21 protein-coding genes are annotated in these 25399 nt (G+C 58.1%); 11 read left to right on the forward strand and 10 right to left on the reverse strand.

The window, feature by feature from the left end; genetic code table 11:
- Window positions 1-18: 18 nt before the first annotated feature.
- From EI290_RS08215 to rsmA, 10 genes are all read right to left on the reverse strand, one after another.
- Window positions 19-1095, reverse strand: coding sequence for an aldose epimerase family protein (locus EI290_RS08215; RefSeq protein WP_185816901.1), 1077 nt, complete (start codon window positions 1093-1095; stop codon window positions 19-21).
- Window positions 1096-1487: 392 nt separating this feature from the next.
- Window positions 1488-3200 (reverse strand): family 43 glycosylhydrolase, encoded by a 1713-nt coding sequence (locus EI290_RS08220; RefSeq protein ID WP_125428573.1) that lies wholly within the window; start codon window positions 3198-3200, stop codon window positions 1488-1490.
- Between the two features lie 46 nt (window positions 3201-3246).
- Window positions 3247-4320, reverse strand: a complete 1074-nt coding sequence (locus EI290_RS08225) for a glycoside hydrolase family 43 protein (RefSeq protein WP_125428575.1) — start codon at window positions 4318-4320, stop codon at window positions 3247-3249.
- Window positions 4321-4413: 93 nt separating this feature from the next.
- Window positions 4414-5946 carry a RagB/SusD family nutrient uptake outer membrane protein gene (locus tag EI290_RS08230; RefSeq protein WP_125428577.1) on the reverse strand — a complete coding sequence of 511 codons (1533 nt, stop codon included), beginning with the start codon at window positions 5944-5946 and terminating at the stop codon, window positions 4414-4416.
- Window positions 5947-5985: 39 nt separating this feature from the next.
- Window positions 5986-9153, reverse strand: coding sequence for a SusC/RagA family TonB-linked outer membrane protein (locus EI290_RS08235; protein WP_125428579.1), 3168 nt, complete (start codon window positions 9151-9153; stop codon window positions 5986-5988).
- 721 nt (window positions 9154-9874) lie between these two features.
- Entirely contained in the window at window positions 9875-10777 is a 903-nt protein-coding gene (locus EI290_RS22930) for a nuclease A inhibitor family protein (RefSeq protein ID WP_125428581.1), read from the reverse strand.
- Between the two features lie 155 nt (window positions 10778-10932).
- Window positions 10933-11406 carry a transcription elongation factor GreA gene (gene greA / locus EI290_RS08245; protein WP_125428583.1) on the reverse strand — a complete coding sequence of 158 codons (474 nt, stop codon included), beginning with the start codon at window positions 11404-11406 and terminating at the stop codon, window positions 10933-10935.
- Between the two features lie 277 nt (window positions 11407-11683).
- On the reverse strand, window positions 11684-12640 hold the full coding sequence (locus EI290_RS08250) for an NAD(P)-dependent oxidoreductase (RefSeq protein WP_246008893.1): 957 nt from the start codon (window positions 12638-12640) through the stop codon (window positions 11684-11686).
- A gap of 21 nt (window positions 12641-12661) precedes the next feature.
- Window positions 12662-12934, reverse strand: a complete 273-nt coding sequence (locus EI290_RS08255) for a hypothetical protein (protein ID WP_125428584.1) — start codon at window positions 12932-12934, stop codon at window positions 12662-12664.
- A gap of 143 nt (window positions 12935-13077) precedes the next feature.
- Window positions 13078-13872, reverse strand: a complete 795-nt coding sequence (gene rsmA, locus EI290_RS08260; protein WP_125428586.1) for a 16S rRNA (adenine(1518)-N(6)/adenine(1519)-N(6))-dimethyltransferase RsmA — start codon at window positions 13870-13872, stop codon at window positions 13078-13080.
- Window positions 13873-14118: 246 nt separating this feature from the next.
- Between rsmA and EI290_RS08265 the strand changes: the two genes are divergently transcribed.
- The 11 genes from EI290_RS08265 to EI290_RS08315 all read left to right on the forward strand — a co-directional run bounded on the left by EI290_RS08265 (window position 14119) and on the right by EI290_RS08315 (window position 25299).
- Window positions 14119-15567 carry a leucyl aminopeptidase family protein gene (locus tag EI290_RS08265; RefSeq protein ID WP_125428588.1) on the forward strand — a complete coding sequence of 483 codons (1449 nt, stop codon included), beginning with the start codon at window positions 14119-14121 and terminating at the stop codon, window positions 15565-15567.
- 158 nt (window positions 15568-15725) lie between these two features.
- A complete protein-coding gene (pdxA, locus tag EI290_RS08270; RefSeq protein WP_125428590.1) occupies window positions 15726-16778 on the forward strand; it encodes a 4-hydroxythreonine-4-phosphate dehydrogenase PdxA in 1053 nt (350 codons plus the stop codon).
- A 221-nt stretch (window positions 16779-16999) separates the two neighbouring features.
- The gene (locus EI290_RS08275; RefSeq protein WP_125428593.1) at window positions 17000-17368 is read left to right on the forward strand and encodes a helix-turn-helix domain-containing protein; all 369 of its coding nucleotides are present in this window, start codon (window positions 17000-17002) and stop codon (window positions 17366-17368) included.
- A gap of 74 nt (window positions 17369-17442) precedes the next feature.
- Complete coding sequence (locus EI290_RS08280) at window positions 17443-17979, forward strand: YceD family protein (protein ID WP_125428595.1); 537 nt, start codon at window positions 17443-17445, stop codon at window positions 17977-17979.
- A 57-nt stretch (window positions 17980-18036) separates the two neighbouring features.
- Complete coding sequence (gene rpmF, locus EI290_RS08285) at window positions 18037-18261, forward strand: 50S ribosomal protein L32 (protein WP_125428597.1); 225 nt, start codon at window positions 18037-18039, stop codon at window positions 18259-18261.
- A 141-nt stretch (window positions 18262-18402) separates the two neighbouring features.
- Window positions 18403-19344, forward strand: coding sequence for a phosphate acyltransferase PlsX (plsX, locus tag EI290_RS08290; protein WP_125428599.1), 942 nt, complete (start codon window positions 18403-18405; stop codon window positions 19342-19344).
- Between the two features lie 71 nt (window positions 19345-19415).
- Complete coding sequence (locus EI290_RS08295) at window positions 19416-20429, forward strand: beta-ketoacyl-ACP synthase III (RefSeq protein ID WP_125428601.1); 1014 nt, start codon at window positions 19416-19418, stop codon at window positions 20427-20429.
- A 213-nt stretch (window positions 20430-20642) separates the two neighbouring features.
- A complete protein-coding gene (efp, locus tag EI290_RS08300) occupies window positions 20643-21206 on the forward strand; it encodes an elongation factor P (RefSeq protein WP_125428603.1) in 564 nt (187 codons plus the stop codon).
- 28 nt (window positions 21207-21234) lie between these two features.
- Window positions 21235-21726, forward strand: a complete 492-nt coding sequence (gene accB / locus EI290_RS08305; protein WP_125428772.1) for an acetyl-CoA carboxylase biotin carboxyl carrier protein — start codon at window positions 21235-21237, stop codon at window positions 21724-21726.
- A 111-nt stretch (window positions 21727-21837) separates the two neighbouring features.
- A complete protein-coding gene (gene accC / locus EI290_RS08310) occupies window positions 21838-23184 on the forward strand; it encodes an acetyl-CoA carboxylase biotin carboxylase subunit (RefSeq protein WP_125428605.1) in 1347 nt (448 codons plus the stop codon).
- 309 nt (window positions 23185-23493) lie between these two features.
- A complete protein-coding gene (locus EI290_RS08315; protein ID WP_125428607.1) occupies window positions 23494-25299 on the forward strand; it encodes an alpha-amylase in 1806 nt (601 codons plus the stop codon).
- Window positions 25300-25399 lie beyond the last annotated feature (100 nt).

Raw genomic sequence — 25399 nt, forward strand, 5'->3', positions numbered from 1 at the left:
ACAAATTCACAACTTCACCTATTGGCGCACGCCGAACTTGTAGACGGTGCTGGATTGCAGGGTCTGGCCGGGCTTGAGAATGGTGCTCGGGAACGTGGGCTGGTTGGGCGAGTCGGGGAAGTGCTGGGTTTCCATGCAGAAGCCGGCGTGTTTGCCGTAGGTCTGGTTGTTGGCACCTTTCAGGGTACCATCCAGGAAGTTGCCGGTGTAGAACTGCAGGCCGGGCTCGGTGGTGGTTACCTCCATGGTGCGGCCGGTGGTGGGCTCGTATACGGTAGCGGCCGGGTGCAGGCCGGTAGTCTGGTTGAGCAGCCAGTTGTGGTCGTAGCCGCCGGGCACCTGGGCAATCCGCTCCCCAATGGTATGGGGCGTGGTGAAGTCGAAAGGCGTGCCTTTCACGGGGCGCAGCTCCCCGGTCGGAATCAGGCCCGCATCCACCACGTTGTAGCGGTCGGCGGCAATGGTTACCTCGTGGCCCAGCACGTCTTTGCCCCCACTGAGGTTGAAGTAGGCGTGGTTGGTGAGGTTAACAGGCGTGGCCTTGTCAGTAGTGGCCGAGTAGTCGATTTTCAGGGCATCGTCGGCCGTGAGGGTGTATACCACCGTCACGCGCAGGTTGCCGGGGTAGCCTTCTTCCCCATCCTTGCTGAGGTAGGTGAGCTTCAGGGTCTGGCCCTCGGCGGAAGTGCCGGGCTCGGCCTGCCATACCACCTTATCAAAGCCTTTTTTGCCGCCGTGCAGGGTATTTTCGCCGTTGTTTTTGGCCAAGGTGTACTCCTTACCATCCAGGGTGAACTTACCCCGGGCAATGCGGTTGCCGTAGCGCCCAATCAGGGCCCCGAAGTAGGGTCCCGACTTCAGAAACTCGGGGCTCTGGTAGCCACTCACGCTATTGAAGCCCAGCACCACTTCGCCCGGCTTGCCCGCTTTGTCGGGTACCAGCAGGCTGGTGATGGTGCCGCCGTAATTGGTGATGCTTACCTTCAGGCCGTGGGCATTGCTGAGGGTATAGAGCTGTACCTCGGTGCCGTCCTGGGTTTTGCCGAAAGACGCGGCCCCCGGTGCTGCCGCAACGGTTTGGGTTGAATCAGTCATGGTAGGAGATGAGCCGGAGTTCTGTTCAGTTGAGGCCGATGGGTTACAGCTTGTAGCCAGTAGCAGCCCTGCCAGCAGTGCAGTGTTTCCGGTAGCCACAGCGGCCCTTAGGGAGTGTTTCATGAACAGTGAACAGAAGAGGTGGGATGGATGGGAAGAACGTGGAAACAGCCTGCAACCTGATCCGGGGCAAGGCGTGGGCTGGACGTTTTGGTAGTCTCCCGAGTGAGGGTCACAGACCGTTGCCGAAATTCGGCTAAATCGGGTGACTCCACTAAGGGAAGTGTAAAGTAAAAAAAGGTTTTGTATTCACACAATCGTTTGTGTAATCAAGAGAAAATAAATGGGAGAGAAAGTCGTATTCTGACCTCCTGCTCCCGGATATTCTACTTTCACAACACCCTGACTTTTTGTGTAAACCACCCGCTTGAGCGGCTAATCTTCACCAGATAAATCCCTGCTGCCAGGGAGGCCTTCACCTCCAGCCTGCGTTGGGCCGGCGCGAACTGCTGCTGGTATACCCGCTGGCCTTGCTGGTTATACACGGCCACGTCCGTGGCTTCCGCCCTGGCCAGACCGCCCAGGTCGATGCTGAATCCCTCGCCCGAAGCCGGCACCGGATACACACTGATGCCTTGCAGTTGCTTACCGGAGGCCGTAGCGGTAGTGGTGCCCACGGCCGTCAGCGTCCAGCGCTGGCAGGCACAGCCGTTGTAGTCCCAGAGGCCGAGCTGCTGCCCGGCCGTAGTAGAGGCAAATGGCACTTCTACTACCCGGTTGCCATTGGCGGAGGCCATTACCAGCGTACCATCGTTGGCGCGCTCCAGCCGGAAGCGTTGGCAAGGCAGCCCGTTGTAGGCAAACAGCTGCAGCTTGGCCCCGGCATCGGGGGAACAACCGGCCACATCGGCAGCTAGCCCGCCCAGGGCATTTGTAATCTTGTACTCGCCGTTGCCCAGGGCCGTTAGGTCCCAGCGCTGGCAGTCGAGGCCGGCCGGAGTGCCCTGGGCAATCTGCTGGCCCGCCACCCCGGTGCAGCCCCAGGCATCCCAGATCAGATTGCTATTCTGGTTCCTGATTTCGTAGCGGCCCGAGGCCACCCAGTCGCGGCTTACCGTGGGCCAGCCGGCGGCCGTCCAGCTAAGCCGGGCAATACTGAGCTTGGGGGCGCCGTTGTCTTCCCCGTCATAAAAATGATGGGAAAAATAGCTGATGCCGCTTTCCTCGTAAATACCGGTGTGCCCGGGGCCGATGTACCGGCCGCTGGAGCTTAGCAGCACCGTGCCGCCGTTCTGGTTCAGGTCTACCCCATTCTGGTCAAGAAAAGGGCCCGTGGGCGAAGCTGAGCGGCCCACCTGCACCTGGTAGGTACTATTCACGCCCTGGCAGCAGCTGCCCCGGTTCACAAACAGGTAGTAGAAACTCCCCCGCTTACTCAGGTAGGCAGCTTCTACGTTCCCATTGGCTACGGCGTATTGCTGCGTACCGGCCCCATTAAGCAGCTTACCGGTGGTAGGATTGAGCTGCACTATCCGCAGGCCCCCGAAAAAAGAACCGTATGAGAACCATACGTCGCCGTTGGCGTCCTTGAACACGGCCGGGTCGATGGCGTTGGCCTGGCTGCTGGCCGTCGACGATAGTACTTCGCCCTCATCTACCCAGCGGTAGTTAGGACTGGCTGGGTCCAGCGTAACGTTGGTAGCCAGCCCAATGGCCGACACCTTGGAGCCAAACGTGGAGCAGGAGTAGTAGAGGTAATACTTGCCGTTCATGTAGATGCACTCCGGGGCCCAGAAGTTACCCTGAAAACCGGCCACCTTGGTGTTAATCCAGCTCGGATAGGCATTATTCACGAACACCGCCCGGGGGCCCGGCGTCCAGTTTACCAGGTCGGTGGAGTACAGGCTATAGATGCCCTGCCCGGTGGCAAAAATCCAGTACTTATTGCCCTCCTTCACAATAGTGGAAGGGTCATGCACCCCTATCAGGCCCTGCAGGGCATAGGCCCGGGGCAGCAGTCCGCCCAGGAGCAGAAAAGCCGTGAGTGCAACCAAGCGGCAACCCCTGAAGCCCGGGGCCAACGCAGTGCGGAAACGTAGTAGCATACGAGTAAGAATGGCTGATGTAGGAAAGTGTTAACAGCAAGGCTGTTTACTCGCCGCCGGGTTTGGGCAGCGGGGTGTTGATGGCGGCCGGCACCCCAAAGTTGGGGGTACCATCGGGGTTCCAGCTGAAGCGCTGCATACGCGGGTTGCGCTTTTCCACGCAGCCTTCATTGGGGTTGGAGTTGGCGTGGTAGAGAATCCAGTCTTCCTGCCCGTCTTTGGAGCGGAAAAACGAGTTGTGGCCGGTAGCGTAGGCCCGGTTGGCGGGGCTCTGCGCGAAAACCGGCGTGGTCGATTTAGTCCAGGAGGCGGGCAGCATGGGGTCGGCGGTGCTGCTGGCCGTGAGCATACCCAGGGCATACTGGTCGGTGCCGCAGAAGCTGGCCGAGTATACCAGAAAGGTTTTGGTGCCGCGCTTAAGAATTTCCGGTCCCTCGTTCACGTAGGGCGGGCCCACGGTTTCCCAGTTATACTCGGGGTGGGAAAGCTCCACCCGGGGTCCAACCAGCGTCCAGGGGTTGCTCATGGCGGAAATGTACAGGCGCTGCACCCCATCAATGCCATTATGCCCCGACCAGATGAAATAGCGCCGGTTGTTCTGCTCCAGCACCGTCCCGTCAATGGCCCAGAAATCGGCTGAGGGGCTGAACAGGCGGCCTTTGTCGGTCCAGGTACCGGTGGTGGGGTCGGCGGCCGGGTTTTCCAGCACCCAGGTGCGCTGCTGGCCCAGATTGGTACCCTCCGGCCCGGCCGAGTAGTAGATGTACCACTTGCCATCCAAAAAATACAGCTCCGGGGCCCACAGGTTGCCCGAGGCCGGACCACTGGGCGGGGGCGTCCAGGCCAGCACGCTGGAGGTTTGCCCCAACTCCGACATACGATTGGTTTTCCAGATGCGCAGGTTGGTATTGGTGGTGTGCATATAGTAGTACACGCCATCCTTCTGGTACACCCAAGGGTCGGGGCCGGAAGGGAGCAGGGGGTTGGTAAACGTAGTGCCGGCGGGCGGCCCTACCGGGGGTGCGGGGTCGGAGCCGGAAGCTGATTTCTTGCAGCTCAGCAACCCCAGCCACAGCATGAGTACCACCGCGCGCCCGGTAGCCGGTTGTATCCACTTCATAGCCCCCGGGATAAAATTCACTGACATGCGGCAGGACGAGTAAAAAACAAGCCGTCGTTTCGGGCCAAAGCCTGAAACGACGGCCAGTTCAGATTAATAACCAGGATTCTGACGGATGTTGGGGTCAATATCAATGTCGCGCTGCGGAATGGGCAGCAGCTTCGATACGCCCAACCGGAAGTTGGTAAAGTCCGTGTCGCGGGTTCTGAGCTCGTTGATGCCGGCCTGGTCGTCCATCAGGCCCCAGCGCAGAATATCAAACCAGCGGGTGCCTTCACCGGCCAGCTCCCGGGCCCGCTCCATCCGGATCATCTGCCGCAGTTGGGTCTGGGTATAGGTGCCGGTCAGGGGTGCCAGGTTAACGGAAGGACGGGTGCGCACCTGGTTGATCAGGGGCAGCGCCGTGCTCATCTGGCCCAGCTCAGTCAGGGCTTCGGCCTGCATCAGCAGCACATCGGCGTAGCGGATTACGCGGTGATTGATGCCGGAAGTAAAATTCTCGTCGGTTCGGGTCCGGTCGTTGAGGTACTTGCGCCAGTACTGCTGGGTGGGGTTCCAACCCCATTGCCCGAAGGTTTTGCCATAGAAGCGGTCCGGGTTGCCCGAGTGAATGATGCAGATGTCGCGGCGGGGGTCAATCAGGTGGCGCTTGGTACTGCCCGGCGCAAAGTTCAGGGTTGAGTCGGTGTAGGCATCCAGCAGCCAGCGGCGGGGCTGCACGTCGGCGAAGGTGGCGCCGGGAGGGCCGAAGAAGTTGGGCCGGTCGTGGCTTTCCGAGGACGAGGCGTTGTCCTGCCCCTGCCCTACCTCCAGCACCGAGCCCGTAAACTGCACCTCAAACACCGATTCCCGGTTGTTTTCGTTTACATCGGTAAAGTTGTCCAGGTAATTGGGTACCAGCGCGTACTGTCCCGAGCTGATGATCTGGGCGAACAGAGCCGAGGCCTCGGCCCATTTGCGCTGCTGCATGTACACCTTAGCCAGCAGGGCCTGCGCCGAGCCTTTGGTCGCCCGGCCCTTGTCGGCATCCCCGTAGGAGAGTGGCAGATCGGCAATGGCCGCCTGTAGGTCGTTGATTATCTGGGCCTCTACCTGGGCGGGTGTGGCCTGCCCCACGCGGGTGGTTACCACAGGTTCTTCTATAATCAGCGGAACATTGCCGAAGAAGTACACCAGATCAAAGTACGACAGGGCCCGCACAAACTTCGCCTCGGCAATGAGGCGGCGCTTCAGGGGCTCGTCCATTTGAATGGCTGGTACGCGGGTAGTTACCTGATTCGTGCGGAAAATGGTGCGGTAGTAGTCGTTCCAGGCAAAGGACGAAATGAAGAAGTTGTTATCCGGCGTCACGAAGCGCGTGAAGTTGGCCAGCTCCACAAACGGGCTCTGGCTGTAGGATTCGTCGGAGCGGTGGGCCATAAAGTGCCAGCTGCGGTAGTAGCAGGCAAACTGCTGCAGCCCCGAGTAGCAGGCGTATACTGACTTTACGGCGTCGTCCTGGGTTTTCCAGAACTGGGCCGTGGAGGGTGCATTGGGGTTGGTTTTATCCAGCAGGTCTTTTTCGCAGCTGGTCGCCAGCAGCAGGCTGCCGGCCAATAGAAATGCGGGAAGTTTAGGCAGTTTCATGGGAAGTCAGAATTGAGAGTGAACAGCAGCCCGGAGCGGTTAGAAGTTGACCTGCAGGCCGCCCGTAATGCTGCGCACGTTCGGGTAAGCACTGTTGTCCACGCCGCGGCTATAAAAGCCCGTACCGGTGATTTCCGGGTCAAAGCCCGTGTAGTTGGTGAACGTCACCAGGTTGCGGGCCGTCACGTACACCCGTACGCCGCCCAGGCCCTGCACCCGGCTGGTTACGCCCTGCGGAATGGTGTAGCCAATCTGGATGTTCTTCAGGCGCAGATAGTCCCCGTCTTCCAGCCAGCGCGTGGAGTTGAAACGGGCGTTGGAAGCAGCTGCCACGGCCAAATCACCCAGCCCCCCGCCCTGCAACAGGCGCGGCGTGGTGGTAGAGGGGTTGCTCGTGGACCAGGGCGTTACGTCGGCGTTGTAGTTGTTGGGGCCGTTGTAGCTTTCCAGGGCCACGCGGGCCGTGTTGTAAATCTTGTTGCCGGTTACGGCCTGCCAGAAAATGGACAGGTCGAAGCCCTTGTAGGCGGCGTTCAGGTTCAGGCCCATCTGCAGCTTCGGAATGGCGCTGCCCACGTACACCCGGTCCTTGTTGTCAATTATCCCGTCGCCGTTCGAGTCCTTGTAGCGCACGTCGCCGGCCGAGGCGTAGGGCTGGATGATGGTACCAGCCGCATTCTTGTAGTTGTTCACTTCTTCCTTCGACTGGAAAATTCCATCGAACGGAATCAGGTAGAACTCGCCCAGGCCGGTGCCCAGCTCGGAGCGCGTCACGCCTTCGCCCCCCTCAAACGCCTGCCCTTTCACGGGTACCTGCGTTATCTTGTTTTTGATGGTGGTCAGTGTGAAGTCGGCGCCGTAGGTGAACTCGCTTTTGGTATCGTGGTAGCCCAGGGCCAGCTCCAGGCCCCGGTTTTCCACGGTACCGGCATTCTGGTAGAGCACGTCGCCGAAGTGGCCCAGGTAGGTGGGCACCTGCACCGGCGCCAGCACTTTGCGGGTTTCAGAAATGTAATAGTCGGCCGACAGCGTGAGGCGGTTTTTCAGCAGGCCCAGGTCCAGGCCGGCATCCTTGGTGTAGCGCTCCTCCCATTGCAGGTCGGGGCTGCTCAGGGCCAGCTGCGTTGAGCCGTTCACGATGCGCTGGTCGGTGCCAATCACGTAGTTCACATTCTGACCAATGATGGGCGTAGTGAGGTAGTTACCCCCGTAACTGCCGGCCAGCGCATCGTTGCCGTTGCTGCCGTAGCTCACGCGCAGCTTCAGGTTGTTTACCTGCGGTAAGGCTTCTTTAAAGAAGTCCTCTTCGCTCACGCGCCAGCCCAGGGAGCCCGCCCCGAAGTTGCCCCAGCGGTTCTGGGGGGCAAACCGGGAGGAGCCGTCGCGCCGGAAGCTGGCCGACAGCAGGTAGCGGTTGTTGAAGTCGTAGGTGGCCTGGGTGAAAAACGAACGTTTGGAGTTTTCCGTGGAAGTGCCCTGAATTACCCCCTTTGTGGGGCCGGCGCTCAGCTCGAAGTAGTACTGGGGCGAGCTGGTAAAGCCCTGCGTACCGGCCTGCACATTGTGCTGCTTATAGTGCTGCTGCGAGTAGCCGCCCAGCACGTTCACATGATGTTCGCCGAAAGCCTTGTTAAAGTTCAGCGTGTTTTCGGCCAGCATAAACACGTCCCAGCCCAGAAACTCATTCAGCGAGGAGGTATTGATGCGCGTGTTCTGCCGCAGAATACCCACTTTTTGGGCATCGGCGTTGCTGTACATGTGCCCGTCGAGGGCCGCGTTGATGCGGTAGGTGAGGAAGTCAAAAATCGACACATCGGCACTCACGTTGCCGGCCAGGCGGTTGTCGGCCTGGGTGCGGCGCAGCAGCTGCTGCGCCCCAATGGGGTTGGTGGCAAACGTGTTGAGCACCGGTGAACCGGTCCCGAATCCGCCTTCGTTGGCCGCATCGTACACCGGAATGCTGGGCAGCATCGTCAGCACATCAATAAAGGAGCCGCCGTTGAGCAGCACCACGTCCAGGTGCGTGAACTGGGCATTCTCCTGAAACTTCACGCGGCCACGGGTCAGGCCGGAGTTAAGGCGCAGGCTGTAGCGCTTGAAATCGGGGCCTTTGGCAATACCTTCCTGGTGGAAATATTCACCCGAAATCAGGAAGTTACTGGCGCTTTTCTCCCCGGTAGAGCCTCCCGAGAAGGACAGGTTGTAATCTTCCAGCGTACCGGTCTGAAAGAACTCCTTCTGCCAGTCGGTATCGATGTTGGGGTTGAACGCGCCGCCCGGCCCTTTCACGGCCCCGGCCAGGCTATTCTGGCCGTTGTTGAGGGGGTCGAGGCCGGCGTTCTGGTAAGCAACTACTGCCCGGTCGGCCCATTCACTGGCGTTGGTCAGGTTGTAGCGTTTGTAAAGCTGGTCCACGCCCCGGTAGCCGTTGAAGCTGATAGAGGGTTTGCCGGCCTGGCCTTTCTTGGTGGTAATCAACACCACGCCATTGGCGCCACTGGAGCCGTAAATAGCCGTCGATGAGGCGTCCTTGAGCACCGTCAAGCTCTGGATATCGTTGGGGTTCAGGTCCCGGATGTTGAAGGTCCAGAGGCCGTCAATTACGTACAGCGGCGAGCTGCCGGCGGCTCCCAGCGTACCAATGCCCCGAATATTCACCACCGGTGCGTCGCCGGGGCCACCTGAGCCTTGCACCTGTACCCCGGCCAGCCGGCCCTGCAAGGCCTGCGTAGCAGTGGCAACCGGCGCTTTCACGGCCTCCTTTACATCCAGGCTGCTCACGGAGCTGGTTACATTCTGGCGGTCCTGGGCCAGATACCCCACCACTACCACTTCTGATAGGGCCCGGTTGTCGGGGACTAGGGAAATACTCAGATTGGTGCGCCCGGCAACGGCTATTTCCTGAGTGGTGTAGCCCACAAACGAAAGCAGCAGAACGGCATTGTCGGGAGCTGTCAAGGTGAACCGCCCATCGGCATCAGTTTGCACGCCGGTGGTAGTTCCTTTCACAATTACGTTCACCCCGGGCAAGCCCCCCCCCTTCTCATCGAGCACCCGCCCACTAATGGTTACATCGGCCTGGGTAAGGGTAGCAAACGGTGGGGTGGCCGCCAGGGGGTAGCTCATGGCTACGGTGGCATGCAGGGGCAAACTGCACAACAAAGCCGGGAGGGTCAGCCGGCGCAGTCGGGGTACGGGCTTTTTCATGGGAGTGGGATGTGGGAAGTAATGAAAAGTCTTTTGCACAAACGATTGTGTTAGAATCAGAACACAATCGTTTGTGCATTGAAATGAATTAAAAGGCTTTGCTATGCAAGGAGCTTCTGAAGGGTCTGCTCACCCGGGGAAACAGCAAAGCCAGTTGACTTTAGGGCGAGTAAGTTTACTAAAATTGCAGATAGTAACAAATCACTCACCTTAATTTACCTTAAAAATAGACTAGCAGCCACCCAACTACTACCTCTTTTCACCTAGCCAATGGATGCATTATAACTTCATTATTTCACCCTCCAGTAAGCATAGGCTATATGTAACCACCAGCCCCATTGCCATTTAATTCCCTATTTATCAAACGTTTACAAATACACTATATAAACATACCACCCCTATGCACCATGCTTATTATTTAAGCCCAACAAACAGTGAGCAGGCACTTACTTTTTGTTGAAATGATTTTACACAATCGATTATGTCAGTTGCTAAAAGGATAGTAATATAGGTGAAGCCACACCAAGAGGACACTACCGAATTAGCAACAAGCCAGCGGCCTGCCAATCGAACCAGTTCGCTGCTGCCGGCTGTCATACCCCAGTCCGTTGCTACTACACACTCCTACCTGGACCAATGCAACAGCCCTGAGCTTCTTCCCCTGATACAAGAGGCAAGAAGTTCAGGGCTGTATGGCGTAATGCTGGCCAAAAGCAGCGTCCTAGGTTTCTGTCAGCACGGTTTTAAAGCCCAGTAACTTTCCACCTTCGGCTTCGCCGAGTACCAATACGGGCACCTGCGGGCCGTGGCCGAACCGGTACACCTGGGTGCTGTTCAGCTCCTGCTTCATGTACATTTGCAGGGCTTTAAAGCGGTTAGCCAATTCCGGGTTGCCTAGCACACCATTATCGGCGGTATGGTTACGTAGGAAGTAGGTCAGTTCCTGTTTTTCCACTTTTGTATCGGCGGGCAGGCCAGCCAGTTTGGCTAGAGCCGCATCGGTGAGGCCGCTTTTGGGAGCCGGAAAGCTTACCGGCTGCAGCGGAGCGTCGCCTTCACTCATGTACACCAAGCCGGTAGTCAGGTCGCGCAGAGTAGCCAGCGTTGGGTCGTCGGGGGTAGGTTGGCCGGCTTTGGCCTGCGGCTCGGTTTCCTCCACAGTTTCGCGTCCGCCTTTAGTGTCGCGCGGGTCAGGCGGCAGCGCCGGCGTACCAGATACCAGAGCCGGTACCTGGGCTCCAATGGCAGCGGCCAGCTCATTCATGCGCCGCTCGTCTACCTTAATTTTAGGATTGGCAAAGTTCATATCCGATACGTTGTTCATCGGAATCAGATGAATGTGGGCGTGGGGCACTTCCAGTCCAATTACAGCCACTCCTACCCGCTTGCACGGTACCGCCGCTTTTACGCCCCGGGCTACACGCTGAGCAAACAGGTGTAAGGCCGCCAGCTCCGCCGGGGGCAAATCAAAAATGTAGTCCACCTCCCGTTTCGGAATTACCAGCGTATGGCCCTCCACTAACGGCGTAATATCCAGGAAAGCCAGGTGATGCTCGTCTTCGGCAACTTTGTAGGCCGGTAGCTCGCCGGCTACAATGCGGGAGAAAATAGAGGTGTTGGACATGAGACAGTGAGAAGTGAAACACGAAACTATGTTCTGTCGCCCCGGTCAGTTGGGTTGGCCGTTGGGCAGGACGGCAAGATAGTACGGCCACTAAATAAAAAGAGGCAAGACCCGCTAAGGTCTTACCTCTTATGCCGTTTAGCCTGGGCTGCCGACTAGCGGCTGATTTCCAGGATCTGGAACTGCAGCTTGCCGGCAGGTACGGTAATTTCGGCGGTGTCGCCGGCCGATTTTCCCAGCAGACCTTTACCGATGGGCGACTTCACGGAGATTTTGCCGGCGGCCAGGTTGGCCTCTTCCTCGGCTACCAGCGTGTAGTCGAGCACCATGTTATTCTTCAGGTTTTTCAGTTTTACCTTGCTCATAATGAGTACCTTGGTCAGGTCCAGGTTGGTCTCATCGAGCAGGCGGGCGTTACCGACTACTTCTTCCAGCTTGGCAATTTTCAGCTCCAGCAGGCCCTGTGCTTCCTTCGCCGCGTCGTACTCGGCGTTTTCGCTCAGGTCGCCTTTATCACGGGCTTCACGCAGGTCGTCGGCGGCTTTAGCCCGGCCGCGGATTTTGAGGTCCTGGAGCTCATCTTTCAGCTTCTGAAGACCTTCGGGAGTATAATAGTTGACGGTAGCCATGGTGGGGTGATGTAAGCTCAAAAAACAAGGAGAACGGCCAGCGCGGCTGGCCGTTCTCCCCGGAACAGGTTTAGGCAAATATACGAAACGTTGGGGAAATGGGTGTGGAAGCGAGGCGGGGAATGGTGAGGAAGCTTGTCATCCTGAGCATTCCGCGCATCAAGCGGCGACGAAGGACCTTATAACGCATGAACAAGTCGCTGTGTACGATTATAGTGCTAACATAATAAGGTCCTTCGTCGCCGCTTGATGCGCGGAATGCTCAGGATGACAGAGCTTACCTTCTAACCCCACCCAAAAACACCCCTAGCTTTTCGGCCAGCACCTTATTAATGCGCTCATAGCTCTGGAAACTCCAGCCACCGATATGCGGCGAGAGCACCACGTTGGGAGCCGTGCGCAGGTGCTCAAACCGGTTTTGCTGTTCGGGCGTGAGGGTGCCGAGCTTTTCGTTTTCCAGCACATCCAGCGCCGCGCCGCGCAACTGGCCGGTTTGCAGGCGCTGCACCACGGCGGCGTGGTCCAGCACTTCGCCCCGGGCGGTATTCAGCAGCCACAGGGGGTTGCGGAAGCCGGCCAGAAAGTTCTCATTTACGAAGTGGTGGTTGGCCGCCGAATACGGAATGTGCAGGCTCAGTACCTCGGCCCGCTCCTGCAGCTCCGCCAACGACACCAATGTGGCGTGGTAATCAGGCTCTATTGCAGGGTCATGGTCATGGGCCAGCACAGTGCAGCCGAAGGCCTGGAGGCGCCGGGCAAACGCCCGGCCCATGTGCCCGTAGCCCAGCAGCCCGATTATCTTGCCCCCGATTTCTTCGCCCCGGTTGGCCTCGCGCCGCCACTGGCCGTTGCGTACCTCCTGGTCGGCACGGGCAATGTTGCGAAACAGGGCCAGCAGCAACCCCACGGCGTACTCGCCCACCGCGTCCCGGTTGCCCTCGGGGGCGTTGAGCAGCGTTACGCCGGCTTTGGCCAGAGCCGCTTCGTCAATGTTGTCGACCCCGGCTCCGGCCCGGCACACGTAGCGCAGGTGCGGGCCGTGGGCCAGCAGCTCCCGCGTCACGCGCAGCTTGGAGCGCACCACCAGGCCATCGTAGGGGTGCGCGGCCAGGGCAGCGGGCACTTCGGCCGCCTTCAGATCGGGGCGGTAGTGCAGCGTCACGCCCAAAGGCTCCAGGTACTCCGGGAGGCTGGGGTGCATTTCGTCGATGACGAGGCAGAGGGAGGTTTTCAATTAAAAATTGAGAATTAAAAATTAAAAGGGTCCGACCTGATGAAGCGCAGTGTCGCCGGTGAGGCGCAGTAACGTGTCCATCAATTCTTTTCGTTCGAAAGGTCCTTGCTGCTTCAGCCGCGCTTCTTCCAAGGATTGCACCTGCACGGGGTACACCACATAAAGACCTGTACCGGCCCGCACCACAAGCTGACTACCACAGAGTTGCGTGTCATACACAGCCCACAATAAAGGCTCCGTACCATAGCCCCCATCCTCCGGATACCAGTGCAGTGCTGTGCCGGTATTGTCCATTGCGGCCGTGTAGTAGTTATCAGCTACATGCGTTATCCGGTCTTCATCGGGGAGCAAACTCACTAGCCACCGGCAACCGCCAAGCAAACCTATACACAGCACTACAAGTCCAACTGCAACAACTCGACCGAACGGTCCCATTTTTACCTTTTCATATTTAATTGATGCTCTACATGCTGCGTGAGGCCCACAAAATCGGCCACGCTGAGCTGCTCGGCGCGCTTGTCGAAGATGGGGTCAGTGGTGGCTTCGGGCGGCATACCGAGCGGCTTGAGGGCGTTGCGCAGGGTTTTGCGGCGGGTAGAAAAGGCTTGCTTCACCACTTTGAAGAATAGCTTTTCATCACAGGCCAGCTGCTCCGTAGCGTTGCGGGTGAGGCGGATAACCGCCGACTGCACCTTGGGCGGGGGGCTGAATACGTGCGGGGGCACCGTAAACAGGTACTCGATATGGTAGAATGCCTGGAGCAGCACGCTCAGGATGCCGTAGGTTTTGGAGCCGGGACCTTCGGCCAGGCGGTCGGCTACTTCCTTCTGAATCATCCCCACACACTCGCGCACCTGCTGGCGGTGGGCCAGCACCTGAAAGTAAATCTGGGAGCTGATGTTGTAGGGGAAGTTGCCGATGATGGTCAGGGGTTGGCCGTCGTAGAGCTTGCCCAGGTCCATTTTCAGGAAATCCTGGGAGTAGATGCGGCCTTCCAGCGCCGGGTAGTGCCGACCCAGGTACTCCACCGATTCCCGGTCAATTTCCACCACCGAGGTGCGGTACTCGGGGTGTTGCAACAGCGTCTGGGTCAGCACGCCCATGCCCGGCCCGATTTCCAGCACCTCCTTCACTCCGTCGGGCAGGCGCAGGGCCTCCACAATGTTGCGGGCAATATTGGGGTCGTTGAGGAAGTGCTGCCCGAGGTGCTTTTTGGCTTTGACGGAATCCATGAGGTGGAAGTAGGTAGTGGGTAGTGAGTGGTAGGATAGTCGGGACAAAATGGCAGCAGGAAGCGGGAAGTTCACAAGGACGTATCCAGTGCCTGAACTACAGTGGAGTTACCTTTCCTCCAACGACCTGCTACCAACTACTCACTACCTATTACCTTCACGGCCTAAAGATACGCCAGTGGCTGCTGTTTCATCCTGTTTGGAGCCAAAGCAGGCTGGTGCCTTATTCCTCATCTGCCTTTCGCCATGCCCCTAGCCCTCTCCTACGCCACCGATTTCCCTGCCATTGCCGACGCCGTTTTTATTCTGCCGGCCGGCACGCAGGAGCTACCCGTCAATGCCGCCGCCGACCTGCCCGAAGCGGCCCGTCGCCACGTAGCCACCCGCCTGGCAGCTGACGATAAACTGATTAGCATCAATCAGTACACCCACCACCTGTATTATATAGTAGCGGAGGAGAAGAAAACGCCCGCGCTGTCGGCGGAAGCACTGCGCAAAGCGGGCCACCAGTTGCACGCTCATCTGAAGGCCGATAAAATTGTCGAGCTCTATATCTGCGACCTGACGCATACCGGCGCCCTGCCGCTCGCCGAGGGCCTGGCTCTTACCGCCTACCAGTTCGAGGGCTACAAAACCGACGAGAAATCGAAGAAGCTCGCCACGCTCCAGCAGCTGACGCTGGTGGGCCCCGGACTGACGGCGGAGCAGGTGCAGGAGCTGGATGGCGTACTGCAGGGCGTGTACCTGGCCCGCGACCTGGTAAACATGCCCTACTCCCATCTCAACGCCACCCAGTTGGCCCAACAGTTCGAGCAGGCCGGAGAGCAGGCCGGCTTTCACGTAGAAGTGCTGGACCTGGTGCGTATTGAAGCCCTGCGCATGGGCGGTTTGCTGGCCGTAAACCAGGGCAGCCCCGAGCCGCCCACCTTCACCATTATGGAGTACAAGCCCGATGGGGCTACCAACGCCAAGCCTATTGTGCTGGTGGGCAAGGGTGTAGTGTACGATACCGGCGGGCTCAGCCTCAAGCCCACGCCCAACAGCATGGATTTGATGAAGTGCGACATGGCCGGTGCGGCCGTGGTAGTGGGTGTGCTCACGGCCCTGGCCAGCAACAAGGTGCCCCTGCACGTCATCGGACTGGTGCCCGCCACCGACAACCGCCCCGGCGGCCCCGCCCTGGCCCCCGGCGACGTGATTACCATGTACAGCGGCCTTACGGTGGAAGTAATGAACACCGACGCCGAAGGCCGCCTGATTCTGGCCGATGCCTTGGCGTTTGCCAAAAAATACGAACCCCAATTGGTACTCGATTACGCCACGCTCACGGGCTCGGCCGTGCGGGCCATCGGCACGGAGGGTACCGTATACATGGGCACCGCCGATGAAGACACCATGCTGGCCCTCAAGAAAGCGGGTGACGCCACCCACGAGCGGCTAGTGGAATTTCCGCTCTGGGATGAGTACGCCGACCACATCAAGAGCCCCATTGCCGACATCAGCAACCTGGGCAAAGCCGAAGCCGGCGCCATTTCGGCTGGCAAGTTTCTGGAGCGCTTCACCGAGGGCTACCCCTGGGTGCACTTCGATATTGCCGGCCCTGCCTTCCTCACCGCCCCCGACTCCTACCGCGGCAAGGGCGGCACCGGCACGGCCATCCGCTCCACTTATGCATTTCTGAAGGGTTTGAAGTAAATGCACGTCCTTCCGAGCGGAGCGAGGAATCTCGCGTGCTGACGTTGCAATGGTAACTCTGACATCAGCACGCAAGATTCCTCGACTTCGCTCGAAATGATGACCTGTCACACCCTTCATCACCTCCTTCTTACTTCATCACCACATTACCTCCCAGAATGCTCCCACGTATTGGTATTTCCGTCGGCGACCTGGCCGGTATTGGCCCGGAAATCATCTATAAAACCTTCCTGGATAAGCGCCTGCTCAAGTTTTGCACGCCAGTAGTATACGGTACGGCGGCCGTCCTCTTCGACGATTTTCCCCAGAACCCCGACCAGGAGCCCCTAACTTTCCGGCAGGTGCGGGAAGCGGCCGATATTGCCCCCGGCAAGCATAACGCCGTTACCTGCTGGGAGGAGGATTACCACCTCACTCCTGGCCAGCCCAGCCAGGCCAGCGGCGCGGCGGCCCGCCTGAGTCTGCTGGCCGCCGCCCGCGACCTGAAAGCCGGTCTGCTCGATGCCCTGGTAACCGCCCCGATCAGCAAGGAGAATACCCAGGCCGATGACTTCCGCTTCCCCGGCCACACGGAGTTTCTGACCAGCTTTTTCGAGGCCAGGGAAAGCCTGATGCTGCTAGCCGCCGACGACCTGCGTGTGGCCACCGTAACGGGCCATATTCCGCTGAAGGACGTACCCACCCGCCTGACCAAGGAGTTGCTGGCCACTAAGCTCCGCATCCTGCTACACTCGCTCAAAAACGACTTTGGCATTGCCAAGCCCCGCGTGGCCGTACTGGGGCTTAACCCGCACGCCGGCGAAAACGGCCTGCTCGGCACCGAGGAAGCAAGCGTAGTAACCCCTGTATTGCAGCAGCTGCAGGCAGAAGGCCACCTGGCCTACGGCCCCTTCCCGGCCGACGGCTATTTTGGCACCCGCCAGTTCAAGCAGTTTGATGCTACTCTGTCGCTTTACCACGACCAGGGCCTGATTCCGTTTAAAACGCTAGCCTTTGAGCGGGGTGTAAATTTTACGGCCGGCCTGCCCGTCATCCGCACCTCCCCCGACCACGGCACAGCCTATGGCTTGGCCGGCAAATTCCAGGCAGATGAAACGTCGTTCCGCGAAGCCTTGTACATGGCCTGTGAACTGGTGCGCTACCGCAAGTCAGAAGCGGAAATCAAGCCCTTGGTTCCGGGGCCAGCTCCGCGCAGCAGCCGCCACGAGTAGCAGAATGGGTATCCTGGAGCTGTGCTTCGGCTCGCGTAGGAGGGCCATTACTCTCCGGCACGGACCGAAGCACAGCTTGGGGCACCCGTTGCTCCTGTATACATTTCGATAACTTTCTTTCCAAAAATGAAATTTACTTTGCTGAATTAAAATTCAGTTGTAAGTTTGCAGCCGTAATCAACGGAGCCATTACGGTTCCGTTTTGCTTTTTCATCTGTTTCATGACGCTCACCACTCCATCTGATTACCGTACTGCCCTGCGCCGCTTGGATGCGCTGGTGGCGGCGGGTGTGGAAGGTAACAGCACGCTTGAGACTGAGTTCCGGGAGCTGATTACGGCCCTGGATGCCTACGAGAGTAAGCTGGGCCTGCTGCCGATTCCCAATCTGCCGACCTCGCTGGCTGAAATGATTGAGTTGAAGCGCCAGCAGATGCGGTTGAAACAGAAAGAGCTGGCCGAGTTGCTGGAAGTACCGGCCGGCCGCCTCTCGCAGATTCTGAGCGGGAAGCGGCGTGTAACGCTTGATTTGGCCAAGCGCCTGTACGAGCGGCTGGGCATTCCTTCCGACTTTATTCTGAAGAACGCCTGAGGCACTACCATCCGCTGCTGCATTTACCAACCGGGGGAAACTTCCTACTTTTGCCCCCTTGCAACTGAATACCCGTGAAGAAGGACTCGCAATACGACATCAACATTGCCCGGCTGGCCGATAAAACGCACCATTTTGCGTTCGACCTGGACCGCTCCTTCTTCGAGCAGTTCGACCAGGAGCTGATTCCGGATGGCCGCGTGCACGCCGAAGTAACCCTTACCAAAACCGACCGGCTCATTACGGTGGATTTCGACCTGCACGGCACCGTGCGCCAGATCTGCGACCGGAGCCTGGATGAGTATGACCAGGAAATTGAGGCGCAGGAACAGCTGTTGGTCCGGTTCGGCGACCATAACCAGGAGCTGGATGACAACGTGCTGCAGATTACCCCGGATACGCAAACCCTGCCCCTCGCCCAGCACCTGTTCGATTACATTGGGCTGGCTCTGCCCATGAAGAAGCTGCACCCCCGCTTCCAGAATGAGCCCGACGAAAACCCCGACGCCGACGCCAAGCTCATCTTCACCACCCGCCAGGAGGGCGACGATGACTCGGACGATGACGATACCATTGACCCGCGCTGGAATGCGCTCAAAAACCTGAATTAGGCCCTGGCCCGCGTAATTCTTCTCTGTTTACTTTTTCATTTTTAATTTTTCTCTGAAATGGCACATCCTAAGCGCCGGACCTCCTCCGCTACCCGTGATAAGCGTCGTAGCCACTACAAACTGACTCCTAAAGCAGTATCGGTGTGCTCCACCACGGGTGAGCTTCACCTGCGTCACAAAGCCTACGTGGTAGACGGTGACCTGTACCTGAATGGTAAAGTTGCCATCAAAGATTATGCTCCCGTAGCCGCCCCGGCTGCTCCCGACAACGACGAAGAATAGTCGCACGTTAGCTGCTTATTGCCTCGCGGCTCCGCAGCCATTACCACCGCCCGGGTGTAGCCCGCTGACTTGGTCAGGGCTAGGCCGGGCGGTGCGGTGCGGCCCGAGGTTTCTCTCCCGGACCTCTTTGATTCTCCATTCATGAAGATAGCCCTGGACGCAATGGGGGGCGACTTTGCTCCTCAGGCCGCCGTCGATGGGGCCGTTCTGGCCGCCCAAGCGCTGGCCGGCAAGGCCCAGATAGTGCTTATCGGCCAGGAAGATGCCGTACGCCCGTTGCTACAACAGCATGGGGCGGCTGCCGCCGACCTTTCTCTCGTACCTGCCTCCCAGATTATTGAGATGGGGGAGCATCCGGCCAAAGCCTACCAGCAAAAGCAGGATTCCAGTATTGCCATTGGATATAAGCTACTGGCAACCGGGGAGGTGGAAGCGTTCTGCTCAGCCGGTAACACGGGTGCTATGCTGGTGGGGGCTATGTTTAGTGTGAAGGCCGTACCCGGTGTGCTGCGCCCGGCCATTGCCAACTTTGTCCCCAAAGTGCACGGGGGTATGGGGATTATGCTGGATGTAGGAGCCAACGCCGAGTGTAAGCCCGAAATGCTGGAGCAATTCGGCGAGCTTGGCTCCTTGTATGCCCAGTACGTGCTGGGCATTGAGAAGCCCAAAGTAGGCCTCATGAACCTGGGTGAGGAGGAAGGCAAAGGCACGGCTATTACCCAGGCTGCGCATCAGCTGCTGAAAGTGAACCCCCATATTCATTTCATTGGCAATATCGAAGGCCGTGACTTGTTTAACGACAAGGCCGACGTAATTGTGTGCGACGGGTTTACGGGCAACGTGGTGCTGAAAATGGCGGAATCGGTGTACGATGTTATTGCCGAGAAAAACATCCATGACCCCTTCCTCGACAAGTTCAACTACGAAGCAGTGGGGGGCTCCCCTATCCTGGGCATCAACGACAATGCCATCATTGGCCACGGCGTAAGTACGCCTACTGCCATTTGCAACATGCTGCTGCAGGGCTACCAGATGGCCAGCTCAGGCATTGCCGACCAGATAAAAAACACGTTTAAGTCCTAAAGAGCGACTGTAAGTCCGGCCGCCGCGCCGGACTTTTCCTTTACCGCATCTGCTGTTCCCTCATTTTGCTGATGAAGATTACCGCTGCCATTACCGGAGTCGGCTCCTATGTGCCCGATTACGTGCTTACCAACCAAGAGCTCGAAACCCTGGTGGATACCACCAACGAGTGGATACTGAGCCGAACCGGAATTCAGGAGCGTCATATCCTAAAAGGCGAAAATCAGGGTACCTCCGTAATGGGCATTAAGGCCGTGGAGCAGCTGCTGGCCAAAACCGGTAACAAAGCCGAAGATATTGACCTCCTGATTTGCGCCACGACGACTCCCGACTTGGTATTTCCGGCTACGGCCAATATCATTTCGGCGGCTGTGGGTGCTACCAAAGCCTTCAGCTTCGATATGCAGGCGGCCTGCTCGGGCTTTATGTATGCGCTGGCAACCGGCTCCCAGTTCATTGCCACCGGCACCTACAGAAAAGTAGTGGTGGTAGGAGCCGATAAGATGTCGAGCATTATCGATTACACGGACCGCTCTACCTGCATTATTTTTGGGGATGGGGCCGGGGCTGTGCTGCTCGAACCGAATACTGAAGGTCTGGGCCTGCTCGACCAGGAGTTGCACTCTGATGGCAACGGGGAGCAGTACCTGCACCAGAAGGCCGGTGGCTCGCGCCGGCCGCCTTCCTCCGAAACCGTAGCTAACCGGGAGCATTACGTGTATCAGGAAGGCTCAGCCGTGTTCAAGTTTGCCGTAAAAAACATGGCCGACGTGGCCGCTCAGGTAGCGGAGCGCAACGGCCTCAACGCTGATACCATTGATTGGCTAGTGCCGCATCAGGCAAACAAGCGCATTATCGACGCTACAGCCAACCGCGTGGGTATTGGTCCGGAGAAGGTAATGCTGAATATTCATAAGTACGGCAATACCACCAACGGCACCATTCCGCTTTGCCTTGCCGACTATGAGCAGCAACTGCACAAGGGCGACAACCTGATTATTGCCGCCTTCGGCGGGGGCTTCACCTGGGGCTCCCTGTACCTGAAATGGGCCTACGACCCTACTCCCGACCCGCGTACAGCCTAACCCCCAGCGGCGCGAATACGGAAAACCTCCTATACTTGCACTCCCGACGTGCCGCCCCGCCAGTTTCTCGGGATGGCACGTTTTTTTTTAATTAAAAATTGAGAATTAAAAATTAAGAATTGGCTCGTCATCCGCCCCTACGTAGGCTGTTTCCTGGCCAGTTCATGGTTTTACGCTTCTTGATTTTTAATTCCTAATTTTTAATTCTTTTCCATGGCCACCACTGCAGATTTCCGCAACGGGCTCGTTCTGAACTACAACGGCGAGTTGCACGTCATCACCGAATTCCAACACGTGAAGCCCGGCAAAGGCCCGGCTTTTGTACGTACCAAGCTGCGCAACATCAAGACCGGCCGCGTTATCGACAACACTTTCAACGCCGGGGTGAAAGTGGAAACGGCCCGCGTGGAGCAGCGCCCCCACCAGTACCTGTACAAAGACGACTACGGGTATACGTTCATGGATAACGAGTCGTTCGAGCAGGTAGTCCTGCCTGAGGCCATGGTACCGTTTGCTGATATCATGAAGGAGGGCCAGGTGGTGACCATTCTGTTCCATGCCGAAACCGAACAGCCCCTTACGGCCGAACTTCCTACTACGGTAGAGCTGGTAGTAACCTATACCGAGCCCGGCCTCAAGGGCGACACGGCAACCAACACCCTCAAGCCAGCCATTGTGGAAACGGGGGCCCGGATTCAGGTGCCGCTGTTCATTGATACCGACACCAAAATCCGCATCAAGACGAGCGACTACTCCTATGTCGAAAGAGTCAAATAAGCAGCCCACCAAGCCCTCCCTAGTTGCCATGAAAGCCAAAGAGCTCCAGGACCTGATCGACTTCATTGCCAAGTCGGGTCTGAACAAAGTCAACATCGAAACCGAAGAGTTTAAGATTTCGGTACAGCGCGAGCCCAACACCAAAGTGGTAACCTCCGGGGTTGCTATGCCGGCCGCCGCTCCTGCTCCCGCCGCTGCCCCGGCTCCCGCTACTGCTCCCGCCGCCCCGGCCCCGGCCGTGGCTCCTGCTGCCCCCGCCGCCGAAGCCGCCAGCGCCAGCCACGTAGCCCTGAAGTCGCCCATGATTGGCACCTTCTACCGCAGCAACAGCCCCGATTCGCCGGCCTTCGTGCAGGTAGGCGACTTAGTAGAGAAAGGTCAGGTCATCTGCATTATTGAGGCGATGAAGCTGTTCAACGAAATCGAGGCCGAACACTCAGGCCGCGTGGTGAAAGCAATGGTGGAAAACGCCTCCCCCGTGGAGTATGACCAGCCGCTGTTCCTGATTGAGCCAATGTAATTTTTGGAATTATGAATGATGAATGATGAATGATGAATTCGCCGCTGGTTTACAACCATCCTGATTTCTCATTTCATAACTCATAACTCATAACTCATAATTCAAGAAACTGTGTTCAAAAAAATACTGATTGCCAACCGGGGCGAAATTGCGTTGCGCGTGATTCGGACCTGCAAGGAAATGGGCATTAAAACGGTAGCCGTATACTCGACGGCCGACAAGGAAAGCCTGCACGTGCGCTTTGCCGATGAGGCCGTGTGCATTGGTCCGGCGGCTTCCTCGCAGAGCTACCTGAGCATTCCGACGCTGATTGCCGCCGCCGAAATCACCAATGCCGATGCCATCCACCCGGGGTACGGCTTCCTGAGCGAAAACGCCGAATTTTCGCGGGTGTGCCAGGAAAACGGCATCAAATTTATCGGAGCCTCGCCCGATATGATTAACCGCATGGGCGACAAGGCCTCGGCCAAGGCTACCATGATTGAAGCCGGCGTACCCTGTATTCCGGGGTCCGTGGGCCTACTGGACTCGGTGGAGCAGGGCAAGAAAATTGCTGCCAAAATCAAGTACCCCGTTATTCTGAAAGCTACGGCCGGCGGCGGTGGGCGCGGTATGCGCATCATCAATGCCGAGGACGAGTTTGAGAAAGCCTGGAATGATGCCCGTACGGAGTCGAAGGCGGCATTCGGCAACGACGGTATGTACCTGGAGAAGTTTGTGGTAGAGCCCCGCCACATCGAGATTCAGGTGTGCGGCGACCAGTACGGGCACGTGTGCCACCTCTCGGAGCGGGACTGCAGCATTCAGCGCCGCCACCAGAAGCTGGTGGAGGAAGCTCCCTCCCCCTTCATGACCGACGACTTACGGGAGCGAATGGGGCAGGCAGCCATTGCCGGCGCGGCGGCCATTGGTTACGAGGGAGTGGGCACCATTGAGTTTCTGGTAGATAAGGACCGGAACTTCTACTTTATGGAGATGAATACCCGCATTCAGGTGGAGCATCCCGTAACAGAGGAAGTTATCAATTACGACCTGATCAAGGAGCAGATCAAGGTAGCAGCTGGCATTCCCATTACCGGCAACAACTACTCGCCCAAGATGCACGCCATGGAGTGCCGCATCAATGCCGAAGACCCTTCGAAGGATTTCCGTCCGTCGCCGGGCAAAATTACGGTGCTGCACATTCCGGGCGGCCACGGGGTGCGCGTAGATACGCACGTGTATGCCGGCTACCAGATTCCGCCCAATTACGACTCCATGATTGCCAAACTCATCACCGTGGCCCAAACCCGGGAAGAGTGCATCGTAAAGATGAAGCGGGCACTGAGTGAGTTTGTGGTAGAAGGCGTGAAAACAACCATCCCCTTCCATCTGAAGCTGATGGATAACCCAGATTTCAAATCCGGCAATTTCACGACTAAGTTCCTGGAAACATCCTTCGATTTCTCGAGTCTGTAGGCTACACAGGTTAGTCCGTTATACGCGGCCCGGTTCCTTCGAAGGAGCCGGGCCGTTGCTGTTAGGCCAAAATCTTGTTAGTGCTGCTGCATCAACCAGGCATTATAAATTGCAAATAGAACATTACAAAGAATCTGCTTTACTTGAATTGGACAACTTTGGATAAGACAGCATCATTAACATTCATAATTAAGGGCAAAAACAGGTTAGTGAGCACTCACTAAATCAATGCCTCATATTGCATAATCCGGGTGTGTAACCCCTATACTTGCACCGTTCTTTCTTACCCACCAAAACACCCACAAGTCTATGATCAACAAACTGACGGCCGCCCTGGCAGGGCTGCTGGCGGCAGGTAGCGTATTGTCGTCCTGCTCCAAAGAAGAACTGACAGGGCCGGCCACACCCGCTGCCCAAACCAGCACCCAACAGGCCGTGGTGACCAATGGCGTGATGATGCAGGCCTTTTACTGGGACGTACCAATCAGTAATGCCCAGGGCACCTGGTGGCAGGTGCTGGGCTCCCGGGCCGCCGAGTTGAAGGCGGCTGGTATTACGGCCCTCTGGCTCCCCCCGGCCTATAAAGGTGGTAGCCAGAGCGACGTGGGTTACGGCGTGTATGACCGCTACGACCTGGGCGAATTCAACCAGAAGGGTACCGTAGCCACCCGCTACGGCACCGTTGGACAGTTGCAGTCGGCTATTACCGCCTTCAAGGGCCAGGGCCTGCAAGTGTATGAGGACATTGTGATGAACCACATGGCCTGGGCCGACGCACAGGAGAATGTGAACGGCAACCTGGTATATACCAAGTTTAACTTCCCTGGTCGAGGCACCACTTACAGCGCCTACAAGTGGGGCTTCAACAACTTCACCGGTACGCAGCAGGCTCCCAACAACGGTTGGTACCAGTGGAAGAGCTGGGACTTTCAGCCCTATGCCAACAACGACGCCTACGATAACCTGCTGGGCTCAGAAATCCAGTACAACAACAACGCGGCCAACCAAACCGAGACCATCAACTGGGGCAACTGGATTACGGCCAAAATGAGCCTCGACGGCTACCGCCTCGATGCCACCAAGCACATTTATACGCCCTACGTAAACCAGTGGCTGGACGCGGTGAAAACCAACGGCCGCTTTGCCGTGAGCGAGGCCTGGTTCCGCAACCTGCAGGACCTGAAGAACTATGCCGCCGCTACCGGGGGCCGCACCAGTCTGTTCGACGTGCCGCTGCACTACACGTTCCAGGACATGAGCAACGGCAACGGAGCCTGGGATATGCGCGGCCTGCAGTTTGCGGGCTTCACTGAGTCGAATCCCACATTGTCGGTAAGCTTCGTGGATAACCACGACACCGACCACCCCGGCGCGCTGTACTCGCCGGTTACCAACCTCAAAATGCTGGCTTACGCCTACATTCTGACCCGCGCCAACGGCTACCCCTGCGTGTTTTACAAAGACTACTACAACTACGGCCTGGGCAACCAGATCAAAACCCTGACCGGCATTCGCCAGGCCAATGCCTACGGGGCTGCCGCCGAGTATACCAGCGTAAACGACGCCGATGTATATGCCTACTCCCGTGCCGGCGACGCCACCCATAAAGGCCTGCTGCTGCTGCTGAATGACGGGGGCTCGAGCCGCTCGAAAACCATCACCACGCCCTTCAGGAGCGCCACGCTCACCGACAAAACCGGTAATACCAGCGGTACGGTAACCACCGACGCCAATGGTACCGGCGTATTTCCGGTAAACAGCCGCAGCTACGCCGTATGGGTACCCGGCGGCACTACTACTACTCCTCCCCCCACCGGCGGCACCACGGCCGTATCGTTCAATGTGACGTACAGCGGCACGGTATCGGGGCAGGATGTGTACGTGCTGGGCAGCACCGCGCAGCTGGGGGCCTGGAATACGGCCAATGCTATCAAGCTCAGCGGCGCTTCTTTCCCCGTGTGGAAAGGCACTATCAACCTGACCAGCGGCACCAGCGTGCAGTACAAGTATATCCGCAAGGATGCGGCCGGCAACGTGCTCTACGAGGGCGGCGCCAACCGCACCTTTACGCCCAGCGGCGCCAGCCAGACGCGCACCGAAACCTGGCAGAACTAACCGCCAACACTTTCACATGTGAGTGAATCCCGAAAAGGGGCCGGCCAGTTGGTCGGCCCTTCTTTGTGAAGGATGTACTGGCAGTGAGCCGTCGATACTA

This window comes from Hymenobacter metallilatus, assembly GCF_003944705.1.
Classification (GTDB): Bacteria; Bacteroidota; Bacteroidia; order Cytophagales; family Hymenobacteraceae; genus Hymenobacter; species Hymenobacter metallilatus.

Excerpts from the sequence above, each read along its gene's own strand:
- EI290_RS08215 (WP_185816901.1), bottom strand. The coding sequence starts at position 1,095 with ATGACTGATTCAACCCAAACCGTTGCGGCAGCACCGGGGGCCGCGTCT.
- EI290_RS08220 (WP_125428573.1), bottom strand. The coding sequence starts at position 3,200 with ATGCTACTACGTTTCCGCACTGCGTTGGCCCCGGGCTTCAGGGGTTGC.
- EI290_RS08225 (WP_125428575.1), bottom strand. The coding sequence starts at position 4,320 with ATGAAGTGGATACAACCGGCTACCGGGCGCGCGGTGGTACTCATGCTG.
- EI290_RS08230 (WP_125428577.1), bottom strand. The coding sequence starts at position 5,946 with ATGAAACTGCCTAAACTTCCCGCATTTCTATTGGCCGGCAGCCTGCTG.
- EI290_RS08235 (WP_125428579.1), bottom strand. The coding sequence starts at position 9,153 with ATGAAAAAGCCCGTACCCCGACTGCGCCGGCTGACCCTCCCGGCTTTG.
- EI290_RS22930 (WP_125428581.1), bottom strand. The coding sequence starts at position 10,777 with ATGTCCAACACCTCTATTTTCTCCCGCATTGTAGCCGGCGAGCTACCG.
- greA (WP_125428583.1), bottom strand. The coding sequence starts at position 11,406 with ATGGCTACCGTCAACTATTATACTCCCGAAGGTCTTCAGAAGCTGAAA.
- EI290_RS08255 (WP_125428584.1), bottom strand. The coding sequence starts at position 12,934 with ATGGACAATACCGGCACAGCACTGCACTGGTATCCGGAGGATGGGGGC.
- rsmA (WP_125428586.1), bottom strand. The coding sequence starts at position 13,872 with ATGGATTCCGTCAAAGCCAAAAAGCACCTCGGGCAGCACTTCCTCAAC.
- EI290_RS08265 (WP_125428588.1), top strand. The coding sequence starts at position 14,119 with ATGCCCCTAGCCCTCTCCTACGCCACCGATTTCCCTGCCATTGCCGAC.
- pdxA (WP_125428590.1), top strand. The coding sequence starts at position 15,726 with ATGCTCCCACGTATTGGTATTTCCGTCGGCGACCTGGCCGGTATTGGC.
- EI290_RS08275 (WP_125428593.1), top strand. The coding sequence starts at position 17,000 with ATGACGCTCACCACTCCATCTGATTACCGTACTGCCCTGCGCCGCTTG.
- rpmF (WP_125428597.1), top strand. The coding sequence starts at position 18,037 with ATGGCACATCCTAAGCGCCGGACCTCCTCCGCTACCCGTGATAAGCGT.
- plsX (WP_125428599.1), top strand. The coding sequence starts at position 18,403 with ATGAAGATAGCCCTGGACGCAATGGGGGGCGACTTTGCTCCTCAGGCC.
- EI290_RS08295 (WP_125428601.1), top strand. The coding sequence starts at position 19,416 with ATGAAGATTACCGCTGCCATTACCGGAGTCGGCTCCTATGTGCCCGAT.
- efp (WP_125428603.1), top strand. The coding sequence starts at position 20,643 with ATGGCCACCACTGCAGATTTCCGCAACGGGCTCGTTCTGAACTACAAC.
- accB (WP_125428772.1), top strand. The coding sequence starts at position 21,235 with ATGAAAGCCAAAGAGCTCCAGGACCTGATCGACTTCATTGCCAAGTCG.
- EI290_RS08315 (WP_125428607.1), top strand. The coding sequence starts at position 23,494 with ATGATCAACAAACTGACGGCCGCCCTGGCAGGGCTGCTGGCGGCAGGT.